This is a genomic window from Pseudomonas sp. KCJK9111, from assembly GCF_046231935.1.
GTDB classification, from domain to species: domain Bacteria; phylum Pseudomonadota; class Gammaproteobacteria; order Pseudomonadales; family Pseudomonadaceae; genus Aquipseudomonas; species Aquipseudomonas parafulva_B.
In genome coordinates, this window is the sequence record NZ_JBJJMO010000014.1 from 37,936 (window position 1) to 58,780 (window position 20,845).

A 20,845-nucleotide genomic window follows, 5' to 3' on the forward strand; every position below is an offset into this window, starting at 1 on the left:
GGCATCGGGCGATGGGGTCAGGCCGAGACCACGAAGAACGCCACGATGATCGCAAGGCCGGCGAACCAGACCAACGAGCGCAGTGCCGCCCAGTCGGCGAGGTAGCAGATGATGTAAAGCAGTCGGCTGGTGATGTACATCACCCCCAGCACATCCTGGGTCACCTGTTCGGCATTGCCGACGATGTCTGCCACCAGCACGGCGGCGGCGAATGCCGGAAAGGCTTCGTACCCGTTCTGCTGGGCTGAGTGCGCGCGCCGCGGCAGCCCGGACAGGGTATCGAGGAAGGCGCGCGGGTCATGGTTGTGCTTCAAGCCGAACCGGCCGCTCGCCAGTTTGGCGATCAGCGCACAGAGCGGCGGCAGGATCATCGCGATCAGGATGCACCACAGGGCAACGGTCATGGACAGGGTTCCTCGTTCGTCAGTCGGTCAGAGCTTCATTACCAGCATACCTGCCAGTACCAGCCCGCAAGCTAGGAGTCTTGGCCCGCCGAAAGGTTCTTTGAGGTAGCGCATCCCCAGCAACACCACCAGGATCACGCTCAGCTCGCGCAGCGCCGCTGCCTCGGCCACCGACCCCAGGTGCATCGCCCAGAGCACCAGGGCATAACTGAACAGCACGCACAGCCCAACGGCCAGGCCCAGCCGCCACTGGGTTTTCCAGAACAGCACGAACGGGGCCCGGCGCGCCACCACGGCCAGCGCGGGGAATTGCCAGGCGCTGAGCAACGTCAGCCACACCAGGTAGTCCCAGGGCTTGCCCCATTCGCGCACGGCCTGACCGTCGAACCAGGTATAGCACCCGATGCACAGCCCGATCAGGGCCACTACCGGCAACATCGACCAAGGCAGCCGGTCCCCGCCACCGCCCTGCCACAGCAGGCAGGCCATGCCACAGGGAATCAGCAGAATGCCGATGATTTGTTGCTGGCTCAGGGGTTCTCCGGCAAACACCAGGGTTAGCGCCAGCACGACCAGGGGCGACAGCCCACGCATCAGCGGATAGACCAGGCCCAAATCACCCACGCGGTAAGCCTTGATCAGCAGCCAGCGATACAGCTGCTCGGCAAACGCCGAAGCCAGCAACCAAGGCCAGATACTGGCAGGCGGGATGTCCACGAAGGCCACCGCAGGCAACACCAGTGCCAGGGCCACCGTGTCCATGCTCGCAATGACCAGCAGGCGCTCGCCGCTGAATTTGATCAAGGTGTTCCAGGTGGCATGGAGCAAGGCAGCGATCAGCACCAGAGACGTGGCCAACACGCGGTGGGTCCTCAATGGGTTAACGGACGCAGACTATAAGCCCTGGCCAGGTGAACGCGTCAATCACAAGGCGGCCGAGCACCCCCCGTGGTGCAGCCCGCCCACCGCCGTTAGCAGGGCTCGAACGGGAACGTTTACGGCAAATTCGGTCAAACCCTGTGCCCCGAACCCCTCGTCAGGTCATCAAAGAGCTGCCCGAGTCATTCGGGTGACGACTTGGAAGCCACTGTTACAGGAATCGGGATGCTTGAATTAGTTGCCGCGTTTATCTGCCTCACCACCCTGCTCACCTATGTGAACTATCGATTCATCGGCCTGCCCCCTGCGATCGGCGTGATGGTCACGGCCTTGCTGTTTTCGCTCATGCTGCAGGCATTGAGCCTGATCGGCTTTCCGGGCCTGGAAGCCCGCGTCGAAGCCCTGATGAACCAGATCGACTTCAATGACCTGCTGATGCACTGGATGCTGGCGTTCCTGCTGTTCGCCGGTGCCTTGCACGTGAACTTGTCCGACCTGCGCAGCTACCGCTGGCCCATCGGCCTGCTGGCCACCGTGGGCGTGCTGATCGCCACCGTGGTCATCGGCTACCTGTCGCACTGGGTGTTCGCGATGTTCGGCTGGCAGGTGCCGCTGATCTACTGCCTGCTGTTCGGCGCGCTTATCTCGCCGACCGACCCGATTGCAGTGTTGGGCGCCCTGCGTACGGCCAACGCTCCAAAACCCCTGAAGACCACCATCGTCGGCGAGTCGCTGTTCAACGACGGTACTGCCGTTGTGGTCTTCACCGTGCTGCTGGGCATCATCCAGCTCGGTGAAACCCCGAGCATCGCCGACACCGCGCTGCTGTTCGCTCGCGAAGCCATCGGCGGCGTGCTGTTCGGCGGTGTGATCGGCTACGCCACCTACCGCATGATCAAGAGCGTGGAGCAGTACCAGGTCGAGGTCATGCTGACCCTGGCACTGGTGATCGGTGGCTCGGCGATGTGCTACGAGCTGCACGTCTCGGCACCCATCGCGATGGTGGTGGCAGGCCTGATCATCGGCAACCTGGGCCGCAACCTGGCGATGAACGACATGACCCGTCGCTACATGGACGGTTTCTGGGAGTTGATCGACGACATGCTCAACGCGCTGCTGTTCGCGTTGATCGGCCTCGAACTGCTGTTGCTGCCGTTCAACTGGCTGCACATGGCCGCCGGCAGTGTACTGGCGCTGGCCGTGCTGCTGTCGCGCCTGCTGACCGTGGCGCCGGCCATCGTGTTGCTGCGGCGTTGGCGTGCGGTGCCCAAAGGCACGGTGCGGGTGCTGACCTGGGGTGGCCTGCGGGGTGGGGTATCGGTAGCCCTGGCGCTGTCGTTGCCATTGGGTGAAGAGCGTGACCTGCTGCTGTCGATCACCTACATCGTGGTGCTGTCCTCGATCCTGGTCCAGGGCCTGAGCATCGGCAAGGTGGTGCGCAGGGTCAGCGCACAACCCTGAAAGAAGCGGGGCTGCACCCTGCAGCCCCAGACCGTCACTCCACGGCAGAATCGGGGAACTGGTCCTGCACGTACTTGATCTCGGTACGCCCGTGGGGTGCAGGCAGGCCGTCCTCGCCCAGGTTCACGAAGACCATGCGTTCGACGGTCAGGATGCTCTTGCGCGTGATCTTGTTGCGCACTTCGCAGCGCAGCGTGATCGAGGTGCGGCCGAACTCGGTGGCCGTGATGCCCAGCTCGATGATGTCGCCTTTGCGCGAGGCACTGACGAAGTTGATTTCCGACATGTACTTGGTCACCACGCGCTGGTTGCCCAGTTGCACGATGGCATAGATGGCCGCTTCCTCGTCGATCCAGCGCAGCAGGCTGCCACCGAACAGCGTGCCGTTGGGGTTGAGGTCTTCGGGTTTAACCCACTTGCGGGTATGGAAGTTCATCGGGACTCCTGAGCATCCTGGCTTGCGTAAAACGATGATGGCAGAGCGGCCAGCGTCACTCCACCCAACATCGACTATCGTCTCGATTAATCGACAGAAAACCTTGGGGATGGTGCCGCACCCGGCTATAATCGTGGCCGTTTTACATGGCCGTCCACAGCGGCGCCATGCCCGCCACCTGTCCGAGGGGCGCTGCAGCAGGCTCGACCTGTCAGGCTCGGATGGGGCGTTGTCCGCTCCCGCGGACGCTCAACGCACAACGGCGCCCATTCGCACACTACGAATGGAGGCTCTGATGAGCGCTGCAAACATGCCTGCTGGTTTTACCGATTTCAAAGTTGCCGACATCTCCCTGGCCGCCTGGGGCCGTCGCGAAACCATCATCGCCGAATCGGAAATGCCTGCGCTGATGGGCCTGCGCCGCAAGTACCAGGCCGAGCAACCGCTCAAGGGTGCCAAGATCCTGGGCTGCATCCACATGACCATCCAGACTGCCGTGCTGATCGAGACCCTGGTCGCCCTGGGTGCCGAAGTGCGCTGGTCGTCGTGCAACATCTTCTCCACCCAGGACCAGGCCGCCGCCTCCATCGCAGCCGCCGGTATCCCGGTCTTCGCCTGGAAGGGTGAAACCGAGCAGGAATACGAATGGTGCCTGGAACAGACCATCCTCAAGGACGGCCAGCCCTGGGATGCCAACATGGTCCTGGATGACGGTGGCGACCTGACCGAGCTGCTGCACAAGAAGTACCCACAGGTGCTCGAGCGCGTCCACGGCGTGACCGAAGAAACCACCACCGGCGTGCATCGCCTGCTGGACATGCTGGCCAAGGGCGAGCTGAAGGTTCCGGCCATCAACGTCAACGACTCGGTCACCAAGAGCAAGAACGACAACAAGTACGGCTGCCGTCACAGCCTGAACGATGCCATCAAGCGCGGTACCGACCACCTGCTGTCGGGCAAACAGGCCCTGGTGATCGGCTACGGTGACGTGGGCAAGGGCTCGGCTCAGTCGCTGCGTCAGGAAGGCATGATCGTCAAGGTCACCGAAGTCGACCCCATCTGCGCGATGCAGGCCTGCATGGACGGTTTCGAAGTGGTATCGCCCTTCCTCGATGGCCTGAACGATGGCACCGAGGCCAGTGTCGACAAGGCGCTGCTGGGCAAGATCGACCTGATCGTCACCACCACCGGTAACGTCAACGTCTGCGACGCCAACATGCTCAAGGCCCTGAAAAAGCGTGCCGTGGTCTGCAACATCGGCCACTTCGACAACGAAATCGACACCGCTTTCATGCGCAAGAACTGGGCATGGGAAGAGGTCAAGCCGCAGGTGCACAAGATTCACCGCACTGGTGCTGGCAGCTTCGATCCTCAGAACGACGACTACCTGATCCTGCTGGCCGAAGGCCGCCTGGTCAACCTGGGCAATGCCACTGGCCACCCAAGCCGCATCATGGACGGCTCCTTCGCCAACCAGGTCCTGGCACAAATCTTCCTGTTCGAGCAGAAGTACGCCGACCTGTCGGCCGAGAAGAAAGCCGAGCGCCTGACGGTCGAAGTGCTGCCCAAGAAGCTCGACGAAGAAGTAGCCCTGGAAATGGTCCGCGGTTTTGGCGGCGTGGTCACCCAGTTGACCAAGCAGCAGGCCGACTACATCGGCGTAACCGTTGAAGGCCCGTTCAAGCCAGACGCTTACCGTTACTGATTGGCACCCTTCAAGCGCAGGCAGTGCCAGACCGTGGCATTACCGCTTGGAGTACACGCCTGAAAGAAACGTGAACGATGCCAGGCCAGGTCGGCCATCACCGACCTGGCTTCTACTTGCAGCTTGCAGCTTTGGGCTTGCTGTTAGAGGAACGAGTGATGTCACAGGAATGCCGCTACAGTTTCGAGTTCTTCCCGACCAAAACCGACGCAGGTCATGAAAAGCTGATGGGCGTGGCGCGCCAGTTGGCCGCCTGCAACCCTGATTTCTTCTCCTGCACCTATGGCGCTGGTGGTTCCACCCGCGACCGCACGCTCAACACCGTGTTGCAGCTGGAGAGCCAGGTGCAGGTGCCGGCTGCGCCCCACCTCTCGTGCGTGGGCGATACCAAGGCCGAGTTGCGCGCGCTGCTGGCCGAGTACAAGCAAGTCGGCATCAAGCGCATCGTCGCACTGCGCGGTGACCTGCCTTCGGGCATGGGCATGGCCAGTGGCGAGCTGCGTTATGCCAGCGACCTGGTTGAGTTCATCCGTCAGGAAACGGGTGACCACTTCCACCTCGAAGTCGCCGCCTACCCCGAGATGCACCCGCAGGCACGCAACTTCGAAGCCGACCTGGCCAATTTCGCGCACAAGGTCAAGGCCGGTGCCGACAGCGCCATCACCCAGTACTTCTTCAACGCCGACAGCTACTTCTACTTCGTCGAGCGGGCCCAGAAGCTGGGCGTGGACATTCCAGTGGTGCCCGGCATCATGCCGATCACCAACTACAGCAAGCTGGCGCGTTTTTCCGACGCCTGCGGCGCCGAAATCCCACGCTGGATTCGCAAACAGCTCGAAGCCTATGCGGACGATACGGCCAGCATCCAGGCCTTCGGGGAAGAAGTCATCACCCGCATGTGCGAGGAGCTGCTGCAAGGCGGCGCACCGAGCCTGCACTTCTACACCTTGAACCAGGCAGAACCGAGCATGGCGATCTGGAACAACCTCCAACCCTCTCGTTGAAGCCTGATGGACCATGTGCTGGTTTCCGACCGGCGCCTGGTTCATTCGCACGTGTCGCAGGCCCCACCTGCGGCGCCCTGCTCCGCCCAATCCGGCACTGGTCTTGACCTGGCCGAGCGCGTAATCTCCGGGCATGCCAATCTCCGCCCGTCTGATCTGGATCCTGCTGCTCTTTTGCCTCAGCCCGTTCGCGCTGGGCGAGCGCTTGCGCCTGATAAGCGATGACTGGGCACCCTATGTCTACGAGCAAAACGGTCAGCCGCGAGGCATCGACTACGAGGTCACGACCGAGGTGCTGCGTCGCCTGGGGTACGAGGTCCAATGGCAATTCATGCCCTTCAAACGTTGCCTGGCGATGATCGAGCAAGGGCAGGCCGACGGCATCATGGATGTCTTCCAGGTCGAGTCCCGCCATCCTTATTTGCTGTATGTCCCAGAACCCATGTCCACGGCCGAGTTGATCCTGTTCCAGACCAAGGCACGCCGGCATGAGGTATCGAGCCTGGATGAGCTGGCCGGCCTGACCGTCGGCACCTCGCCAGGCTACAACTACAGTGCGGCTTTCAATGAGGCTGAGTTCTTCAAGCGCGAAGCGGCGCCGACCCATGAAGCGAACTTCGGCAAGCTGGCGCTGGGGCGCATAGACCTAGCGATCACCGACCGCAGGGTCGGCCTGCATGTCATCCGGCTCATGGGCCTGGAGCAACAGATCGAGGCCTTGCCGCTTGTCGTCAGTCGTCAGCCCCAATACCTGGGCCTGGCCCGCAAGCCCGGGCGCGAGGCACTGGCCCAGGCCTTTGCCGAGGAACTGCGACGCTTCAAGCAGGAACCGGCCTATGGGGCCATCATGGACCATTACACACACGACCCTGAGACCGTTGCGAACGCCGTTGAGCAGCAGGAAAGCAGCACAGCGCGCTAGCTCTGTTATACTCGGGCCTTCCCGCCCGGCTCACGCCCGGACGCTCGGCCTCGCAACAGGCATCCCGATCGGCATCGACGCACTCAGGCGTCAGCCCTCCGTTTCCCGGATGTGCAGTGAACGCCCAGCTGGACCGGACGCGATCGCATCTTGCCGATGCCCGTCGCGCCAGGCAGAACATCCCTACGGGCCCAGCCCACACGAGAACAGGATTGCCCATGTCCTTTGCTTCCCTCGGTCTCTCCGAGGCTCTTGTCCGCGCCATTGAAGCCGCGGGCTATACCCAGCCGACCCCCGTGCAACAGCGGGCAGTTCCCGCCGTGTTGCAAGGCCGCGACCTGATGGTCGCTGCACAAACCGGTACCGGTAAGACCGGCGGCTTCGCCCTGCCGATTCTCGAACGTCTGTTCCCGGCCGGTCATCCTGACAAATCCCAGCGCCATGGCCCACGCCAGCCACGCGTCCTGGTACTGACCCCGACCCGCGAACTCGCGGCCCAGGTGCACGACAGCTTCAAGCTGTACGCCCGCGACCTGCCGCTGGTCAGTGCGTGCGTCTTCGGCGGCGTCGGCATGAACCCGCAGGTGCAGGCCATTGCCAAGGGCGTCGACGTCCTGGTTGCCTGCCCTGGCCGCCTGCTCGATCTGGCCGGTCAAGGCAAGGTCGACCTGGCCCACGTAGAAATTCTGGTCCTGGATGAAGCTGACCGCATGCTCGACATGGGCTTCATCCACGACGTCAAGAAAGTGCTGGCCCGCCTGCCGGCCAAACGCCAGAACCTGCTGTTCTCGGCCACGTTCTCCAAAGACATCACCGACCTTGCCGACAAGCTCCTGCACAACCCGGAGCGCATCGAGGTCACCCCGCCCAACACCACCGTCGAGCGCATCGAGCAGCGTGTCTACCGCCTGCCGGCCAGCCACAAGCGTGCTCTGCTGGCGCACCTGATCACCCTGGGTGCGTGGGAACAAGTGCTGGTCTTCACCCGCACCAAGCACGGCGCCAACCGCCTGGCTGAGTACCTGGAAAAGCACGGCCTGACTGCCGCCGCCATCCACGGCAACAAGAGCCAGAACGCGCGCACCAAGGCCCTGGCTGATTTCAAGGCCAACAACATTCGCGTTCTGGTCGCCACCGACATCGCCGCTCGCGGCCTGGACATCGACCAACTGCCCCACGTCGTCAACTTCGAGCTGCCAAACGTCGAAGAAGACTACGTGCACCGCATTGGCCGTACTGGCCGCGCCGGTCGCTCGGGCGAGGCCATCTCCCTGGTGGCACCTGACGAGGAAAAACTGCTCAAGAGCATCGAGCGCGTGACCCGTCAGAAAATCGCGGACGGCGACCTGATGGGCTTCGATGCCAGCCAGGTCGAGGCCGAGAAGCCCGAAGTACGCGAACGCCAGCAAACCAATGGCCGCGGCGGTCGTGGTCAGCAGGCCCGTGGCGAGGGTGGCAAAGACGCCAACGGTGGCCGCAAGGACAAGGGCAAGGACAAGGGCAAGACCCGCCAGCAGGCTGCGGACAAACCCGCTGACAAGGAAAAGGCCGGCGACAGGCAGCAACAGCCGCGCAAGCCACGTGACAAAAAGCCTCGTCAGCAACAGGCCAGTAACGCTACCCCTCCGGTCATGCAGCCCAACCGCGACCCGGAAGAGTTTCTGGATGACGATGTGGACAACTTCGGTAACCGTGCCGACTACGTAAGCCCCTACCAGAATGGCAAGGGCCAGGGCCGCAACCGTCGCCCAGCCGGTAATGGCGGTCAACCGCAAGGGGGTACGTCGCGTACCAATGCCGGTGGTCAAGGCCGCAACAACGGTCAACCCCGTAGTGGCGGTGGCGAAAAACGCCCGCCTCGCGGCAATAATGGCGGCGCTGCCCGCCGTGACGGCGGCGCACGTGGTGGTCGTCCACCGCGTGACGCCGCTGCCCGCCAGGAACCGGCCGTGGGTAACACGCGCCAGCCACAGCATCAGCCTGTGATCATCCGCAAGGAATCCAAGCTGGACCGTTATCCGACTCCCGAGCAACTGGACGATCTGCCAAGCCGTCCGCGGGGCGAACGCCCAGCACTGCTGACCCGCAAGGGATCGTAAACGAAAACGGGGCCGCTAGCGGCCCCGTTTTTCATTCGGCTGGCGTTTATTACTTCTGCTTCACGCCCTCGACGCTGATGTCCAGATCCAGCGTCTGCGAGGTTGGGCCTGGGCCTTTGATGCCGAAGTCGTTCAGGTTCAAGGTGGTGGTGGCGTTGAAGCCAGCGCGCTCACCGCCCCACGGGTCCTTGCCCTCACCATTGAAGGTAGCCTTGAACGTCACCGGCTTGGTCACGCCGTGCAGGGTCAGGTCACCGGTCACGTCAGCGGTCTTGTCACCCGTGGACTTGACGCTGGTGGATACGAACTTGGCATCCGGGTACTTCTTCACGTCCAGGAAGTCGGCGCTGGCAATGTGCTTGTCACGCTCGGCGTGGTTCGACCACAGGCTGGCGGTTTTCAGGTCGACGCTGATCTTGCTGGCTTCAGGCTTGGCACTGTCCCAAGTGAAGTTACCGTCGAAGTCCTTGAACGTACCGTGAATGAAGCTGTAGCCCAGGTGGCTGATCTTCCAGTCCACGAAAGCGTGCTGGCCTTCCTTGTCGATCTTGTACTCGGCTGCCATGGCCTGGCCAGCGGAGAACAGAGCAGTACCGAGCGCCAGAGCGGCAAAAGTCTTTTTCAACATCGTTACTTCCTTCCTTTGCGATTGAGGTTGAGCGTCAAGCTTTGCGGCCCAGCATGCGCATGAGGGTCGCGTCACGGTCGATGAAATGGTGCTTGAGTGCGGCCAGCGCGTGCAACCCCGCAAAAACCACCACACCCCAGGCCAGCCACAGGTGAATGACGCCGGCCAGGTCCGCCTGGTCTGGCAGATTGCTGACCAGGGCGGGCACCTCGAACAGGCCAAACACCGGGATACCTACGCCGTCGGCGGTGGATATCAGGTAACCGGCGATCATTACGGCGAACAATCCCAGGTACAGCGCCAGATGCCCCAGCTTGGCCCCCAAGCGGGTGAGCGGGCCATAACTGGCCAGTGCCGGCGGTGGGGGGCTCACAAAGCGCCACAGCACGCGCAATAGCATCACCGCCAGCAGCACCAGACCGATGCTTTTATGCAGGTCCGGGCCGGCCTTGCGCCATGGGTCATAGTAGTCGAGCCCGACCATCCACAACCCGAGGCCGAAAAGGCTGAAGACGGTCAGCGCCACGCCCCAGTGCATGAAGATGCTGACAGCGCCGTAGCGTGAAGATGAATTGCGCACTTGCATGTTGGCGTTCTTCCCCGTGAAAGCTATGCAAAGACTAGCGTCAAACGTATCGAATAAAAGCGGAAAAAATTGCTTTGGATTATCGACAAATCCGATAGCAAGTTTCGCTACGGCCTATTAAGGAAACGTTAACGCCGATAACGGGCAGCGCGTGCTTCGATCAACGCGCATGACACAGGGCTCAGTCAAGTGGCTGGGCCCTTCTGACAGGCCTGCCGGGCAGTGCCCGACAGACCTGCAGTATCAGCTCGCCTTGGCCTGGCTATCGGTTGCAGGCTTCTTGGCTGGCGCCGGCTTGGTAGCAGCTTTTTTGCTGTCGGCAGGCTTGTGCGCTGGCTTGTGCACCGGTTTGGCCGCTGGCTTGTGGGCCGGCGCCTGCTTGACCGGGGCAGCCTTGGTGGTTGCCGCCTTGGTGGGCGCTGCCTTGACGACGGGCGCCGGGCTGGCCGGGGCTTGCGCCGCCGGTTGCGCTGCGGGTGGCGCCACAGGGGCTACTTCAGCGGCCTTGGCCGCCGGTTGAGGCGCTGGCGCCGGGGTTTCCTTGGCACCGAACAGGCGAGCGAAGAAGCCTGGCTTTTTCTGGCCCGTCGCATCGGCCGATTGGGTCTCAGGCTTGGCCGGCGCTTGGTCGACTGCCTTGTCCTTGTCGGACGCGCCGCCGCCGAACAGGTTGGTGAAGAAATTGCCCTTGCTCTTGGCCGCTGCCGCGCCTGCAGCGGCGGTCGCTGCCACCGGCACGGCCTTGACCGGGTCGAACGACTTGCCGGCCAGCAGGTCCTGCACTTGGCCGGCAGCCCGTTGACCGCTGCGCAGTGCGCCTTCAAGCGTGCCTGGGTACAAGGCATCGGTGTGCTCACCGGCAAAGGCGATGCGTTGTACCGGGCGCTCCCAAAGGCGCCAGTACTTGCTGATCTGGCCAGGTCCATAGGCCAGGTAGGCTCCCCCAGTGCCAGCATCGGCGCTGTAGCGCTTGACTTCATAACCGGTGAAAGCGCCACGGGCCTGAGGGTAGAAGGTATGCAGGCGAATGAGCACCTGGTCGACCATCTGCTTGTCACCAAAGGCCTGCAGCAGGCGGGCGTTGTCGCCGGAAAGGTTGATCACCACGTTGGCACCGCCCTTGAGGGCCGGTTCGATCCACAACATGCCCAGGCCCGTATTGCTGAAGATCTCACCCGACATGCGCGCCCGGCTTTCCCAGACCGGTTTCTTGAACTTGAGCATCACCTGGTCGCGCCAACCGTAGTTGGTGCCCTTGAGCGCCGCCACATGCTGGTTATCCAGGCCAGGCGTCATCTGGATCTTGGCCAGTGCACGCAGGGGCACGGCCATCACCACGTAATCGGCGCGGTAACCCACGCTGCCGACTTTTACGGTAACGCCGTCCTTGTCCTGAACGATTGCACTCACCGGCGAGCCGGTCTTGATGGTCTTCAGTTGCTTGACGAACGCCTGCGCCAGCACCGGGCTGCCGCCGGGCAGCCGCGCTGCACGCAGGTCACGGTCGCTCACGTCACGGTAGACGCGGTTCTGCTGGGCAAAATACAGCAGCGACAGGCGCGACGGCTCGTCGTAGCGGCTGCGGATCTGCTGGTTGACCAACTGACGGGCCGTGGCAGGTAACTGCAACTTGTCCAGCCAGGAGGACACGTTGATCTGGTCCAGGGCGAACAGGGTGCTGGTCGCCTGGGGGTTGAGCGGATCGTCGATCGAACGGGCCAGGTCGTCCAGGGTTTTCTCGTAGCGCTTGAGGGCTTCGGCCGTGGCCGGCTGCTTGAGGGCCAGGTCTGCGGCACTGAAGTACTCGCCATCGATCAGGTACCCAGGGGTGCGCACGAATTCGGGCGCCGGCAGCGTGTCGAGCTTGAAGCGATCAACGTACTGGTTGAGTACCGGCTGCGCCTTGGTATTGCCGATCCATTCGCTGGTGGCCAGGCCCGAGCGGCCGCCCATGCCTGCCTTGGCTTCGAGCAGGGTCACCTGCCAGCCCTTGTTCTGCAGCTCATAGGCTGCGGTCAGGCCCGCCATGCCGCCGCCCACGACGATTGCCGTGGGCGTCTTGTCACTCCCCAGCGCGGCACCGCTGGAAACACCAATCAATACCAACGCGCACAGGCGCACCCAAGCAGCAGCCATGTTGGCGAACTCCGAGTCAAAGGTTGCAGAAAAACAGAGAGAGGCGGGATGCCCCGAGAGAGGCGCTAGAATACGTCACCGCTGCCAGGGCTGCCAGCGTAGTGACATCAAGTGGTCTGGCTAAATGACATTTTCTGGCGGGTTGTTCTCACCCGTGCCATTGCTTAGGCTTACGCCCCCACGCCGCCAAGCCAGGAGAAGTGCTCATGGGCCTCAATGATCAGTGGATGCAGCGCGACCTCAAGGTCCTCTGGCACCCCTGCACCCAGATGAAAGACCACGAGCAACTGCCGCTGATACCGATCAAGCGCGGTGAAGGGGTGTGGCTCGAGGATTTCGAGGGCCGGCGCTACCTGGATGCCGTGAGCAGCTGGTGGGTGAACGTGTTCGGCCATGCCAACCCGCGTATCAATGAGCGCATCAAGGAGCAGGTCGACCAGCTTGAGCATGTGATTCTGGCAGGCTTCAGCCACCAGCCTGTCATCGAACTGTCCGAGCGCCTGGTGGCCATGACGCCAGCCGGGCTCGACCGGGTGTTCTACGCCGACAATGGCTCGTCCTGCATCGAAGTGGCGCTGAAGATGAGCTTTCACTACTGGCAGAACGTCGGCAAGCCGGACAAGAAGCGGTTCGTCACCCTGACCAACAGCTATCACGGTGAAACCATCGCCGCCATGTCCGTCGGTGACGTCCCGTTGTTCACCGAAACCTACAAGGCGTTGCTGCTCGACACCCTGAAAGTCCCGAGCCCCGATTGCTACCTGCGCCCGGAGGGCGTCAGCTGGGAGGCGCATTCACGCACCCTGTTCCAGGTCATGGAGCAGACCTTGGCCGAGCATCATGCCTCGATCAGCGCGGTCATCATCGAGCCGTTGATCCAGGGCGCCGGCGGCATGCGCATGTACCATCCGGTCTATCTCAAGCTCTTGCGCGAAGCCTGCGATCGCTACGACGTGCACCTGATCCATGACGAGATCGCGGTTGGCTTCGGTCGCACGGGCACCATGTTCGCCTGCGAGCAGGCAGGTATTCGCCCGGACTTCCTGTGCCTGTCCAAGGCCCTGACCGGAGGGTATCTGCCCCTGGCTGCCTGCCTGACCACCGACAAGGTGTACCAGGCGTTCTATGACGACTACCGCACGTTGCGCGCGTTCTTGCATTCGCACAGCTACACCGGCAACCCGCTGGCGTGCGCGGCCGCCTTGGCCACCCTCGACATCTTCGAGCAGGACAATGTGATCGAGGCCAACAAGGCGCTGGCTACGCGCATGGCCAGCGCCACTGCGCATCTGGCCGACCATGCCCACGTGGCCGAGATTCGCCAGACCGGCATGGTCCTGGCCATCGAAATGGTCCAGGACAAGGCCGGCAAGGTGCCCTACCCCTGGCAGGCGCGACGCGGCCTTAAAGTGTTCGAGCATGCCCTGACCCGTGGCGCGCTGCTGCGCCCGCTGGGCAGTGTGGTGTATTTCCTGCCACCGTATATCATCACGCCCGAACAGATCGACTTCCTGGCCGAAGTGGCCAGCGAAGGCATCGACATCGCCACCCGCGACAGCACCCGCGTGACGGTGCCCAGCACCTTCCACCCGGATTTTCGCGATCCGGGCTGATAGCGAGTTGAAGGCCATGCCTGCGACCGCGCCGGAACCTGCGCTGCATGCGTCATGCCGGCGCGGGCCTTTCGGTCGTCCTTACCTTTTCAGAGCTTACCCATGAGACTGTCCCGCTTCTTCATCGACGCCCCCCTGAGCCTTGGCGAACACGACCTGCCCGAGGCACAGGCCCACTACATCGGCCGCGTATTGCGCATGGCGGCGGGTGACCCCGTGCAGCTGTTCGACGGCAGCGGCCAGGAATACCGTGGGCAGTTGCTGGAGGTGGGCAAGAAAGCTGTGCGCGTGAGCCTGGACCAGGCATTCGCTGGCCAAGCCGACTCACCGCTGCAGGTGCACCTGGGCCAAGGGCTGTCGCGGGGCGAGCGTATGGACTGGGCCATCCAGAAAGCCACCGAGCTGGGCGCCAATGAGATCACCCCGATCGTCAGCGAGCGGTGCGAGGTGCGCCTGAAGGACGAGCGCGCCGACAAGCGCCTGGCCCACTGGCGGCAAGTGGCGATCAGCGCCTGCGAACAGTGTGGCCGCTCCAGCCTGCCGATCATCCACCCGCCCATCACCCTGGCTGAGTGGCTGGCCGCCACCCAGGCGCAGCTCAAGCTGGTGTTGCACCCGGTAGCCGAACCGCTGGTCAGCCATGCCAAACCGGCAAGCCTGGCGTTCCTGATTGGCCCGGAAGGCGGCTTGAGCGAACCCGAGGTCGAGCAGGCCAAGGCAGCGGGCTTTCATGCGGCGCGCCTGGGCCCGCGGGTATTGCGCACCGAAACCGCCCCCGTGGTGGCCCTTTCAGTGGCGCAACAGCTCTGGGGCGATTTCTAAGCGTTCCCAGGCGAACGGGCGGTGCTCACAGTGATCAACGCACGTAGTGCGACACCGCCACGAAATGCATCAGGCTGCCGGCAATCACGAACAAGTGCCAGATGCCATGCCAGTGACGAAAACGCCGGTCGAATGCGAAAAAGATGATGCCCACGGTGTAGAACACGCCCCCTGCGGCCAGCCAGGCAAAACCGGCGGTACCCAGCGCCTGCAGCAGCGGGTTGACCGCGACCAGCACGATCCAGCCCATCACGGCGTAGATCACGATGGACAAGACCCGTGCTTCGGAGCGCGGCTTGATTTCCTGCAGCATGCCCAGTACTGCCAGCCCCCAGACGATGCCGAACAGGCTCCAGCCCCAAGGCCCGCGCAGGCTGATCAGGCAGAAGGGCGTGTAGCTGCCGGCGATCAGCAAATAGATAGAGAGGTGATCGAGCTTGCGCATGATCACCTTCGCCCGCCCGCGCGTGCTGTGATACAGCGTCGAAATGCTGTACAGCAGCAACAGCGTGCCGCCGTAGATGGAGAAACTGACGATCTTCCAGGGGTCTCCCTGCAAGATGGACCCGACGATCAGCCAGAGGGCACCGAGGCCTGCCAGCAACGCACCCACCAAGTGGGTCCAGGCATTGAAGCGTTCACCGTAATACATGCACTTGAAGACCTTTCGAAACCCATCTAGTTTCAGCCACGACAATCGGCGCACAGCGGCCGCACGCTCTAACCCGGCGCTTGCAGCCTGCCGCTGCGCTGCGCGTCCCTGACCAGGCGCTCGAGCCCCACCAGGTCAGGTACGCGCGCCACCTGATCCCCTACCTGGACAGCGGCCAACTCAAGGGGTGCCAATGCCACGTCGACGTAGTTGAGCTGGCTGTCGAGCTTGCACGAGCGCGGTATGCCTTGCAGCAGCAAGGCCAGGTAACGCAAGCCCATGTCGCCCAATGCGTTGAGCACCACCACGCGGGCCCGTTCGCCACAGGGCGTATGGCTGTCGCAGGCCGCTTCGAAACCGATCAGGGGCAAGCGCTGCTGGCGCCAGTCGACCCAGCCCAGGTGCCAGGGCAGGTCACCGCGCTGGCACGCCACATTGCGCAGCCCACTGAGTTCGGCCACGGCCACATTGGGCAGCACCAACGTACGGTCGCCCAAGGGCAGCAACAGCCCGGTGAGGCTGCTGCGCTGCCCGGCTATCAGTTCAAGCATGGGACTGGCTCCACTGGAGGATGCTGTGCAGCAATACCGACTCCTGATAAGGCTTGCCGAGGTATTCGTTGACCCCGATGGCCATGGCTCGGTCGCGGTGCTTCTGCCCCGTACGCGAGGTGATCATGATGATGGGCAGGTCCTTGAGGCGGGCGTCCTGGCGAATGCGGGTCGCCACTTCGAAACCGTCCATGCGCGGCATTTCGATATCCAGCAGCAACACATCGGGCCGATGCCCTTCGAGCACCGCCATCGCATCCACCCCGTCCTTGGCGGTGATCACGCTCATGCCATGGCGCTCCAACAGCCGGCTGGTGACCTTGCGCACCGTGACCGAGTCATCCACCACCATCACCAGCAAGGTGCGATCCGGGGTCGCTGCCGGCAGCAACCCACGTGGCGTGCCTCCAGGCAAACGAGCAAGCCGCCGTTGCTGGCCGCGCAACTGCCCCAGAAGGTCCAGAATCAGCACCACTCGCCCATCCCCCAGCAACGTTGCACCCGACAGGCCGGCAACGGCCGCGAACTGCGGGCCCAGGCTTTTGACCACGATCTCCCGGCTGGGCGACAAGCTGTCGACCTGGATGGCGAACGACTGCTCCTGCGAATGTACCAGCAGCAAGGGCAATGGCACGCTCTGGCCCAGCAGCGTGGGACGCGGGGCGCCCTGCACCAGCTCGCCCAGGTAGCGCAGATGGTACTGATGGCCTGCGTAGGCGTAGCGCGGCGGCTCCTGCTCGTAGCAGGCTGCCAGTTCAGCGGGCGGTACCCGCACGATGCCTTCGATGGTGTTGAGCGGGATCGCGTACTGCTCATCGCCCAGGTGCACCATCAGTGCGCGGTTGATCGACACCGTGAACGGCAGGCGAATCTGGAAACGCGCCCCCTTGCCCTGGGCCGACTCGATGGTCATCGAGCCGCCCAACTGCTTGACCTCTTCGTGGACCACGTCCATGCCCAGGCCCCGGCCTGAAATCTGCGTGATCTTTTCGGCCGTGGAAAAGCCCGGCCTGAGGATGAACTGCAGTATCTCGTGGTCGCTCAGCTGCGCCTGCGGGTCCAGCAGGCCGCGCTTGATGGCCTTGAGCCGGACAGCGTGTAGCGGCACGCCGGCGCCGTCGTCGGTCATCTCGATGACGATGTCCGCCCCCTCGTGCAGCAGGTTCAGGTGGATCGTGCCCTGCTCGGGCTTGCCCGCGGCCAATCGAGCTTCGCGGCCTTCCAGGCCATGGTCGACGGCATTGCGCAACATGTGTTCAAGGGGCGCCACCATGCGTTCCAGCACGCTGCGATCCAGCTCCCCCTCGGCGTTGCCCACCACCAGCTCGACCTGCTTGCCCAGCTCGCTCGCCACCTGCCGCACCACGCGCTGCAAGCGCGGCACCAGGCGTTCGAAGGGCACCATCAACGTTGCCGTCAGGCCTTCCTGGAGTTGGCTGTTGACCCGCGCCTGCTGCTGGAGCAGGCCGTAGGCTTCCTGGGCGCGCTGGGCCATGGTCTCTTTCAGGTCCAGCAGGTCCGAGGCCGACTCGAACAGGGCCCGCGACAACTGCTGCAACTGCGAGTGGCGGTCCATTTCCAGTGGGTCGAAATCTTCATAGACATCGCCTTCGATCTGCTGGCGGCTGGAGATCCGGCCCTGGGTTTCGATATCCAGGCGTAGCAGCTGGTCACGCATGCGCTCGAGCGTGGTTTCCATTTCGTTGAGCGTGAACTGGGCGTCATTGACCTGCTGCTCGATACGCCCACGGATGATCGAATGCTCACCGGCCAGGTTGCCCAGGTCGTCCAGCAATTCGGCATCGACCTTGACCATATCCCCCGGTACGCGCTCAGGGGTTACTGCCGGCCCTTCGCTGGCGGCAGTTTCGACCGGGCTGGTGCCGGCCGCGCTGTCGGTCAGCCCGGCGCTGCTGAAGTTGCGGATGTAATCGATCAGCGCCGTGGCAGCGTGCAGCGGTTGCCCCAGGCGCACGGCATCGAGCATGTGCGCCAGGCGGTCGTGGCAGTTCTGCAACAGCGAGAACAGGGCCCCGCTCGGTGGCAGGCGCCCTGCCGCGAGCAACTCGTACAAAAATTCCAGCTCATGGGCCAGGTCACCGATGGGGCCGATTTCGACCATGCGTGCCACCCCTTTGAGGGTGTGCAGGTCGCGCATCAGGTTGTCCACCTCCACCGTGCTGCGTGGGTCGGCCTGCCACCGCGCCAGGGCCGCCGCAGCGCTCTCGACGATGTCCGAGCTTTCTTCGAGAAAGACCTCCATCAGCTCTTCCCCGGCGCTTTCCGGAGCCTGGGACGGCTGTACTGGCGCCGGGTCGAGGGCTACGTCAGGGGTCGGTGGGTCGATCAGCTGCACGTCCATGTCCGGGTGCAGCGGTGTGACACTGTCGAGGCCCACGCGCCCGGTAGCATCCGGAGCCAGCCCTTGCCCTTGCAGGTCGCGCAGACGGGTCACCAGCGCCGTACGCGGGGCGACGTCCTGGCCAGCAGCCAGCTCGTCGAGCATGTCCAACAGCGCTTCGTGGGCGTGCTGGGCATGGGTGAAGAACTGCCCATCGGCAGGCAGACTGCCCTCCTCCACGGCACCGTACAGGTCCAGCAAGGCTTCGCACACCTCATCGACCTGCCACAGATCGGCTGAATGGGCGGCATGGGCAAGGTCGGTCATGTCATCGAGCAGCGTGTCCAAGGCCCCCCGTTGGGCCGGGTGCCGCTGCCAGTCGGCCAGCAACGTCTCGGCATCCAGCAGACGGTCCATGGCCTGTGACAGGAACGTTGCGACCTGTTGCGGGTCGCGGGCGTTGCCGGTCGAGGCATGCGCATCGCCACCCAGGGCGGCAATACGCGCATCCAGGGCCAACTCAACCTGCTCGATCAACTGGGCCGCGCCGGGCAGGGGGTCGAACGGGGTGGTGGATAACTGCGCCAGGCCCTGCCCGAACATTGAGGCGGCGGACGTGAGCCAGCGCAGCTCCGTTTCGTCGAGCAGCAGGTCGTGCGCCTTGTACTCACGCACCAGCCGATCGAATACGGTGGCAAGTTCAGCCATGGGCAAGACCCCGGCCATGGCCGCACTGCCCTTGAGGGTGTGCAAGGCCCGCTGCAGGGCGTCGTCCACAGGGACGCCGTGCTGGGCATGTGCCAGGAACATATCGAGGCTGGCCAGGTGGCCTTGCGCCTCGGAACGGAAGATGTCCAGCAACTGCGGGTCGAGCCCCCCCTGCGCGTTGGCCGCGGCTGGCAAATCGCGCTCGGCAAGGGCATGCAGGCGGCCCACCAATTGCTGTACTGCGCTCACGTGCGGCAGGTGCCCTGCGGCGAAGTCAGCGAGCACCTCGGGCAGTTGCGCGAACGCTTGCTCAAGCGCTATCTGCCCGTCTGCGCCAAGCACGTTGCGGCCGGCAAGCACGCGGTTGAGCAGGTGCTCGGCGGCCCAAGTCAGCTCTGCCAACGCCTGGGCATGCACCAGGCGGGCTGCGCCCTTGAGCGTATGCAACGCCCGGTGCACGTCGATCAGCGCGTCCTGCTGCTGGTGGTCGGCACGCCAGTTCAGCCAGTGCCGCTCAATGTCCTGAAGCAGTGTTTGGGCTTCTTCGATGAATACGCCACGCAACTCGTCCTGAAGGCCGTCCCCGTCCTCCAGGTCGGCATGCTCTTGTGCGGTGGAACAGTGGACGCCCAACGCCCCCAGGCGCTCGCGGGCCATGACGATGAAGCGCTGGACGTCGGCCAGCGGGTCGGCCACGCGCCATTGCAGGTAGCATTCGCCAGCGCTCAAGGCTTCGGCCAGCAGCGTCAGCTCCTCGGAGGAGGGGTCGGCCTGCGCCTGTTGTACCCAGCCCTGGACAAACGCCGTGCAGCGCGCGAACACCTCGGCAGCTGCCGGCAGCATCAGCATGGCCAAGGCGCCGCGCACCTGCTGGAGCAAACCTGGCAAGGCCTGCAGGTGTTGACGGGGCCAACCCGACTCCAGGCAATCGCCCAACAGGTCCTTGGCTTGCTGCAACACGTTCAGCGACTCTCGCAGTACAACCAGGCGAATCTCGGCGACATCGGCGCCCGGCAGGCCTGCCTCTCCCCCTTCTTCGAGCGGCCCGACCATGCCGTTGAGCGTGGCCTCCACATACAGCAATGCCCCCGCCACATCCATCAACACCGCGTCATCCACGGCTCGATCGCCCTGGGCCAGCCCTTGCAGCGTCATGACTTGATCGATGATGACCCGACGCGGCTGCTGGAAACCCAGCACAGCCAGGGTATCGGCCACGTGGCGCAGGGGAGCGAGCAACACCTCCAGTTGTTCATTGTGCTGCCGGTCGCTGCGCACGAACTGGTCCAGGCGGTCCTTGATGCGCATGAGGTCGTCACACAATGCCGCCACCACCGACCTTAGTGCATCGCGGCCCTCCCCGGCCTGCAACTGCTCGCGCCAGTTGCTCAGCGACACGTCAAGGTTCGCCAGGTCCTCGGCACCTGCCAGACGCTGGCCTGCACTGCCGAGCAGGCGGCCATGAACCACCGGCTCCGCGCCTCGGCAAGCACGCAGCTGGTTGAGGAGCGGCAACATCACCAGTGGCAGGTCATGGCGAGCGCCGCGCAGACGTTCAAGGTACGAAGGCAACAGCTCCAGGCCCCTGAACAGCGCGCCCAGGCAGTCGCCTCGCGGGGTGACCTTACCGCTGGCCAGGTCGGTCACGAGCAGTTCCAGCTCCTGGGCAAGGCGCGTGGCCCCAGGCAACTCCAGCATCACCAGGCAACCGTGTACCTGGTGCAGGTTGTCCGCCACGAAGGTGAGTAGCGACAGGTCTTCAGGCTCGCCGGCAAAGCGTTCCAGCGCCTGGCGCCCCTGCCCCAGGCAATCGAGCAGGGCAGCCTTGGTCCAGGCCAAGCCCACGGTATCGTGGCGGGCAGGGCCAGCAATGGAGCCGGGCATGGGCGTGGACATGG

Annotated in this window: 16 protein-coding genes and 1 riboswitch; of the genes, 7 read left to right on the forward strand and 9 right to left on the reverse strand. The window is 63.8% G+C overall.

The genetic code is table 11. From position 1 onward, the window contains the following. Positions 1–17: 17 nt before the first annotated feature. Together ACK59L_RS07940 and ACK59L_RS07945 are read right to left on the reverse strand one after the other, a co-directional pair. A complete protein-coding gene (locus ACK59L_RS07940) occupies positions 18–404 on the reverse strand; it encodes an MAPEG family protein (protein ID WP_100850657.1) in 387 nt (128 codons plus the stop codon). A gap of 27 nt (positions 405–431) precedes the next feature. Next, positions 432–1,265 carry an EamA family transporter gene (locus ACK59L_RS07945; RefSeq protein WP_409272857.1) on the reverse strand — a complete coding sequence of 278 codons (834 nt, stop codon included), beginning with the start codon at positions 1,263–1,265 and terminating at the stop codon, positions 432–434. 243 nt (positions 1,266–1,508) lie between these two features. Between ACK59L_RS07945 and ACK59L_RS07950 the strand changes: the two genes are divergently transcribed. Further along, a complete protein-coding gene (locus tag ACK59L_RS07950; protein ID WP_058604046.1) occupies positions 1,509–2,744 on the forward strand; it encodes a sodium:proton antiporter in 1,236 nt (411 codons plus the stop codon). 34 nt (positions 2,745–2,778) lie between these two features. On the opposite strand, the gene ACK59L_RS07955 is transcribed toward ACK59L_RS07950, so the two are convergent. Then, entirely contained in the window at positions 2,779–3,180 is a 402-nt protein-coding gene (locus tag ACK59L_RS07955; RefSeq protein WP_023533000.1) for an acyl-CoA thioesterase, read from the reverse strand. Positions 3,181–3,358: 178 nt separating this feature from the next. Beyond that, positions 3,359–3,455: riboswitch (S-adenosyl-L-homocysteine riboswitch) on the forward strand. A gap of 20 nt (positions 3,456–3,475) precedes the next feature. Between ACK59L_RS07955 and ahcY the strand changes: the two genes are divergently transcribed. The 4 genes from ahcY (at position 3,476) to ACK59L_RS07975 (ending at position 8,910) form a co-directional block, all read left to right on the forward strand. After that, entirely contained in the window at positions 3,476–4,885 is a 1,410-nt protein-coding gene (gene ahcY / locus ACK59L_RS07960) for an adenosylhomocysteinase (RefSeq protein ID WP_027914022.1), read from the forward strand. Between the two features lie 158 nt (positions 4,886–5,043). Continuing rightward, positions 5,044–5,889 carry a methylenetetrahydrofolate reductase [NAD(P)H] gene (gene metF, locus ACK59L_RS07965; RefSeq protein ID WP_409272860.1) on the forward strand — a complete coding sequence of 282 codons (846 nt, stop codon included), beginning with the start codon at positions 5,044–5,046 and terminating at the stop codon, positions 5,887–5,889. 133 nt (positions 5,890–6,022) lie between these two features. Beyond that, the gene (locus tag ACK59L_RS07970; RefSeq protein WP_409272862.1) at positions 6,023–6,811 is read left to right on the forward strand and encodes a substrate-binding periplasmic protein; all 789 of its coding nucleotides are present in this window, start codon (positions 6,023–6,025) and stop codon (positions 6,809–6,811) included. A 218-nt stretch (positions 6,812–7,029) separates the two neighbouring features. After that, on the forward strand, positions 7,030–8,910 hold the full coding sequence (locus ACK59L_RS07975) for a DEAD/DEAH box helicase (RefSeq protein WP_409272864.1): 1,881 nt from the start codon (positions 7,030–7,032) through the stop codon (positions 8,908–8,910). Positions 8,911–8,959: 49 nt separating this feature from the next. Here the strand turns inward: ACK59L_RS07975 and ACK59L_RS07980 are convergent, their stop codons facing one another. The 3 genes from ACK59L_RS07980 to ACK59L_RS07990 all read right to left on the reverse strand — a co-directional run bounded on the left by ACK59L_RS07980 (position 8,960) and on the right by ACK59L_RS07990 (position 12,260). Continuing rightward, positions 8,960–9,538 (reverse strand): YceI family protein, encoded by a 579-nt coding sequence (locus ACK59L_RS07980; RefSeq protein ID WP_058604050.1) that lies wholly within the window; start codon positions 9,536–9,538, stop codon positions 8,960–8,962. Between the two features lie 34 nt (positions 9,539–9,572). Beyond that, complete coding sequence (locus ACK59L_RS07985; protein ID WP_058638878.1) at positions 9,573–10,124, reverse strand: cytochrome b; 552 nt, start codon at positions 10,122–10,124, stop codon at positions 9,573–9,575. A 243-nt stretch (positions 10,125–10,367) separates the two neighbouring features. Next, positions 10,368–12,260: an FAD-dependent oxidoreductase gene (locus tag ACK59L_RS07990; RefSeq protein ID WP_409272866.1), complete on the reverse strand. Its 1,893-nt coding sequence runs from the start codon at positions 12,258–12,260 to the stop codon at positions 10,368–10,370. Positions 12,261–12,466: 206 nt separating this feature from the next. Here ACK59L_RS07990 and ACK59L_RS07995 point away from each other — a divergent pair, with 206 nt between their 5' ends. Both ACK59L_RS07995 and ACK59L_RS08000 read left to right on the forward strand, forming a co-directional pair. Further along, positions 12,467–13,873 carry an adenosylmethionine--8-amino-7-oxononanoate transaminase gene (locus tag ACK59L_RS07995; RefSeq protein WP_058638876.1) on the forward strand — a complete coding sequence of 469 codons (1,407 nt, stop codon included), beginning with the start codon at positions 12,467–12,469 and terminating at the stop codon, positions 13,871–13,873. A gap of 102 nt (positions 13,874–13,975) precedes the next feature. Further along, positions 13,976–14,695: a 16S rRNA (uracil(1498)-N(3))-methyltransferase gene (locus ACK59L_RS08000; RefSeq protein WP_196126753.1), complete on the forward strand. Its 720-nt coding sequence runs from the start codon at positions 13,976–13,978 to the stop codon at positions 14,693–14,695. Between the two features lie 34 nt (positions 14,696–14,729). On the opposite strand, the gene trhA is transcribed toward ACK59L_RS08000, so the two are convergent. The 3 genes from trhA to ACK59L_RS08015 all read right to left on the reverse strand — a co-directional run bounded on the left by trhA (position 14,730) and on the right by ACK59L_RS08015 (position 20,843). Further along, entirely contained in the window at positions 14,730–15,347 is a 618-nt protein-coding gene (gene trhA / locus ACK59L_RS08005; protein ID WP_409272869.1) for a PAQR family membrane homeostasis protein TrhA, read from the reverse strand. 68 nt (positions 15,348–15,415) lie between these two features. Continuing rightward, the gene (locus ACK59L_RS08010; protein ID WP_409272870.1) at positions 15,416–15,898 is read right to left on the reverse strand and encodes a chemotaxis protein CheW; all 483 of its coding nucleotides are present in this window, start codon (positions 15,896–15,898) and stop codon (positions 15,416–15,418) included. Beyond that, on the reverse strand, positions 15,891–20,843 hold the full coding sequence (locus ACK59L_RS08015) for an Hpt domain-containing protein (protein ID WP_409272872.1): 4,953 nt from the start codon (positions 20,841–20,843) through the stop codon (positions 15,891–15,893). The genes ACK59L_RS08010 and ACK59L_RS08015 overlap by 8 nt, the downstream gene beginning before the upstream one ends. Positions 20,844–20,845: the final 2 nt, after the last annotated feature.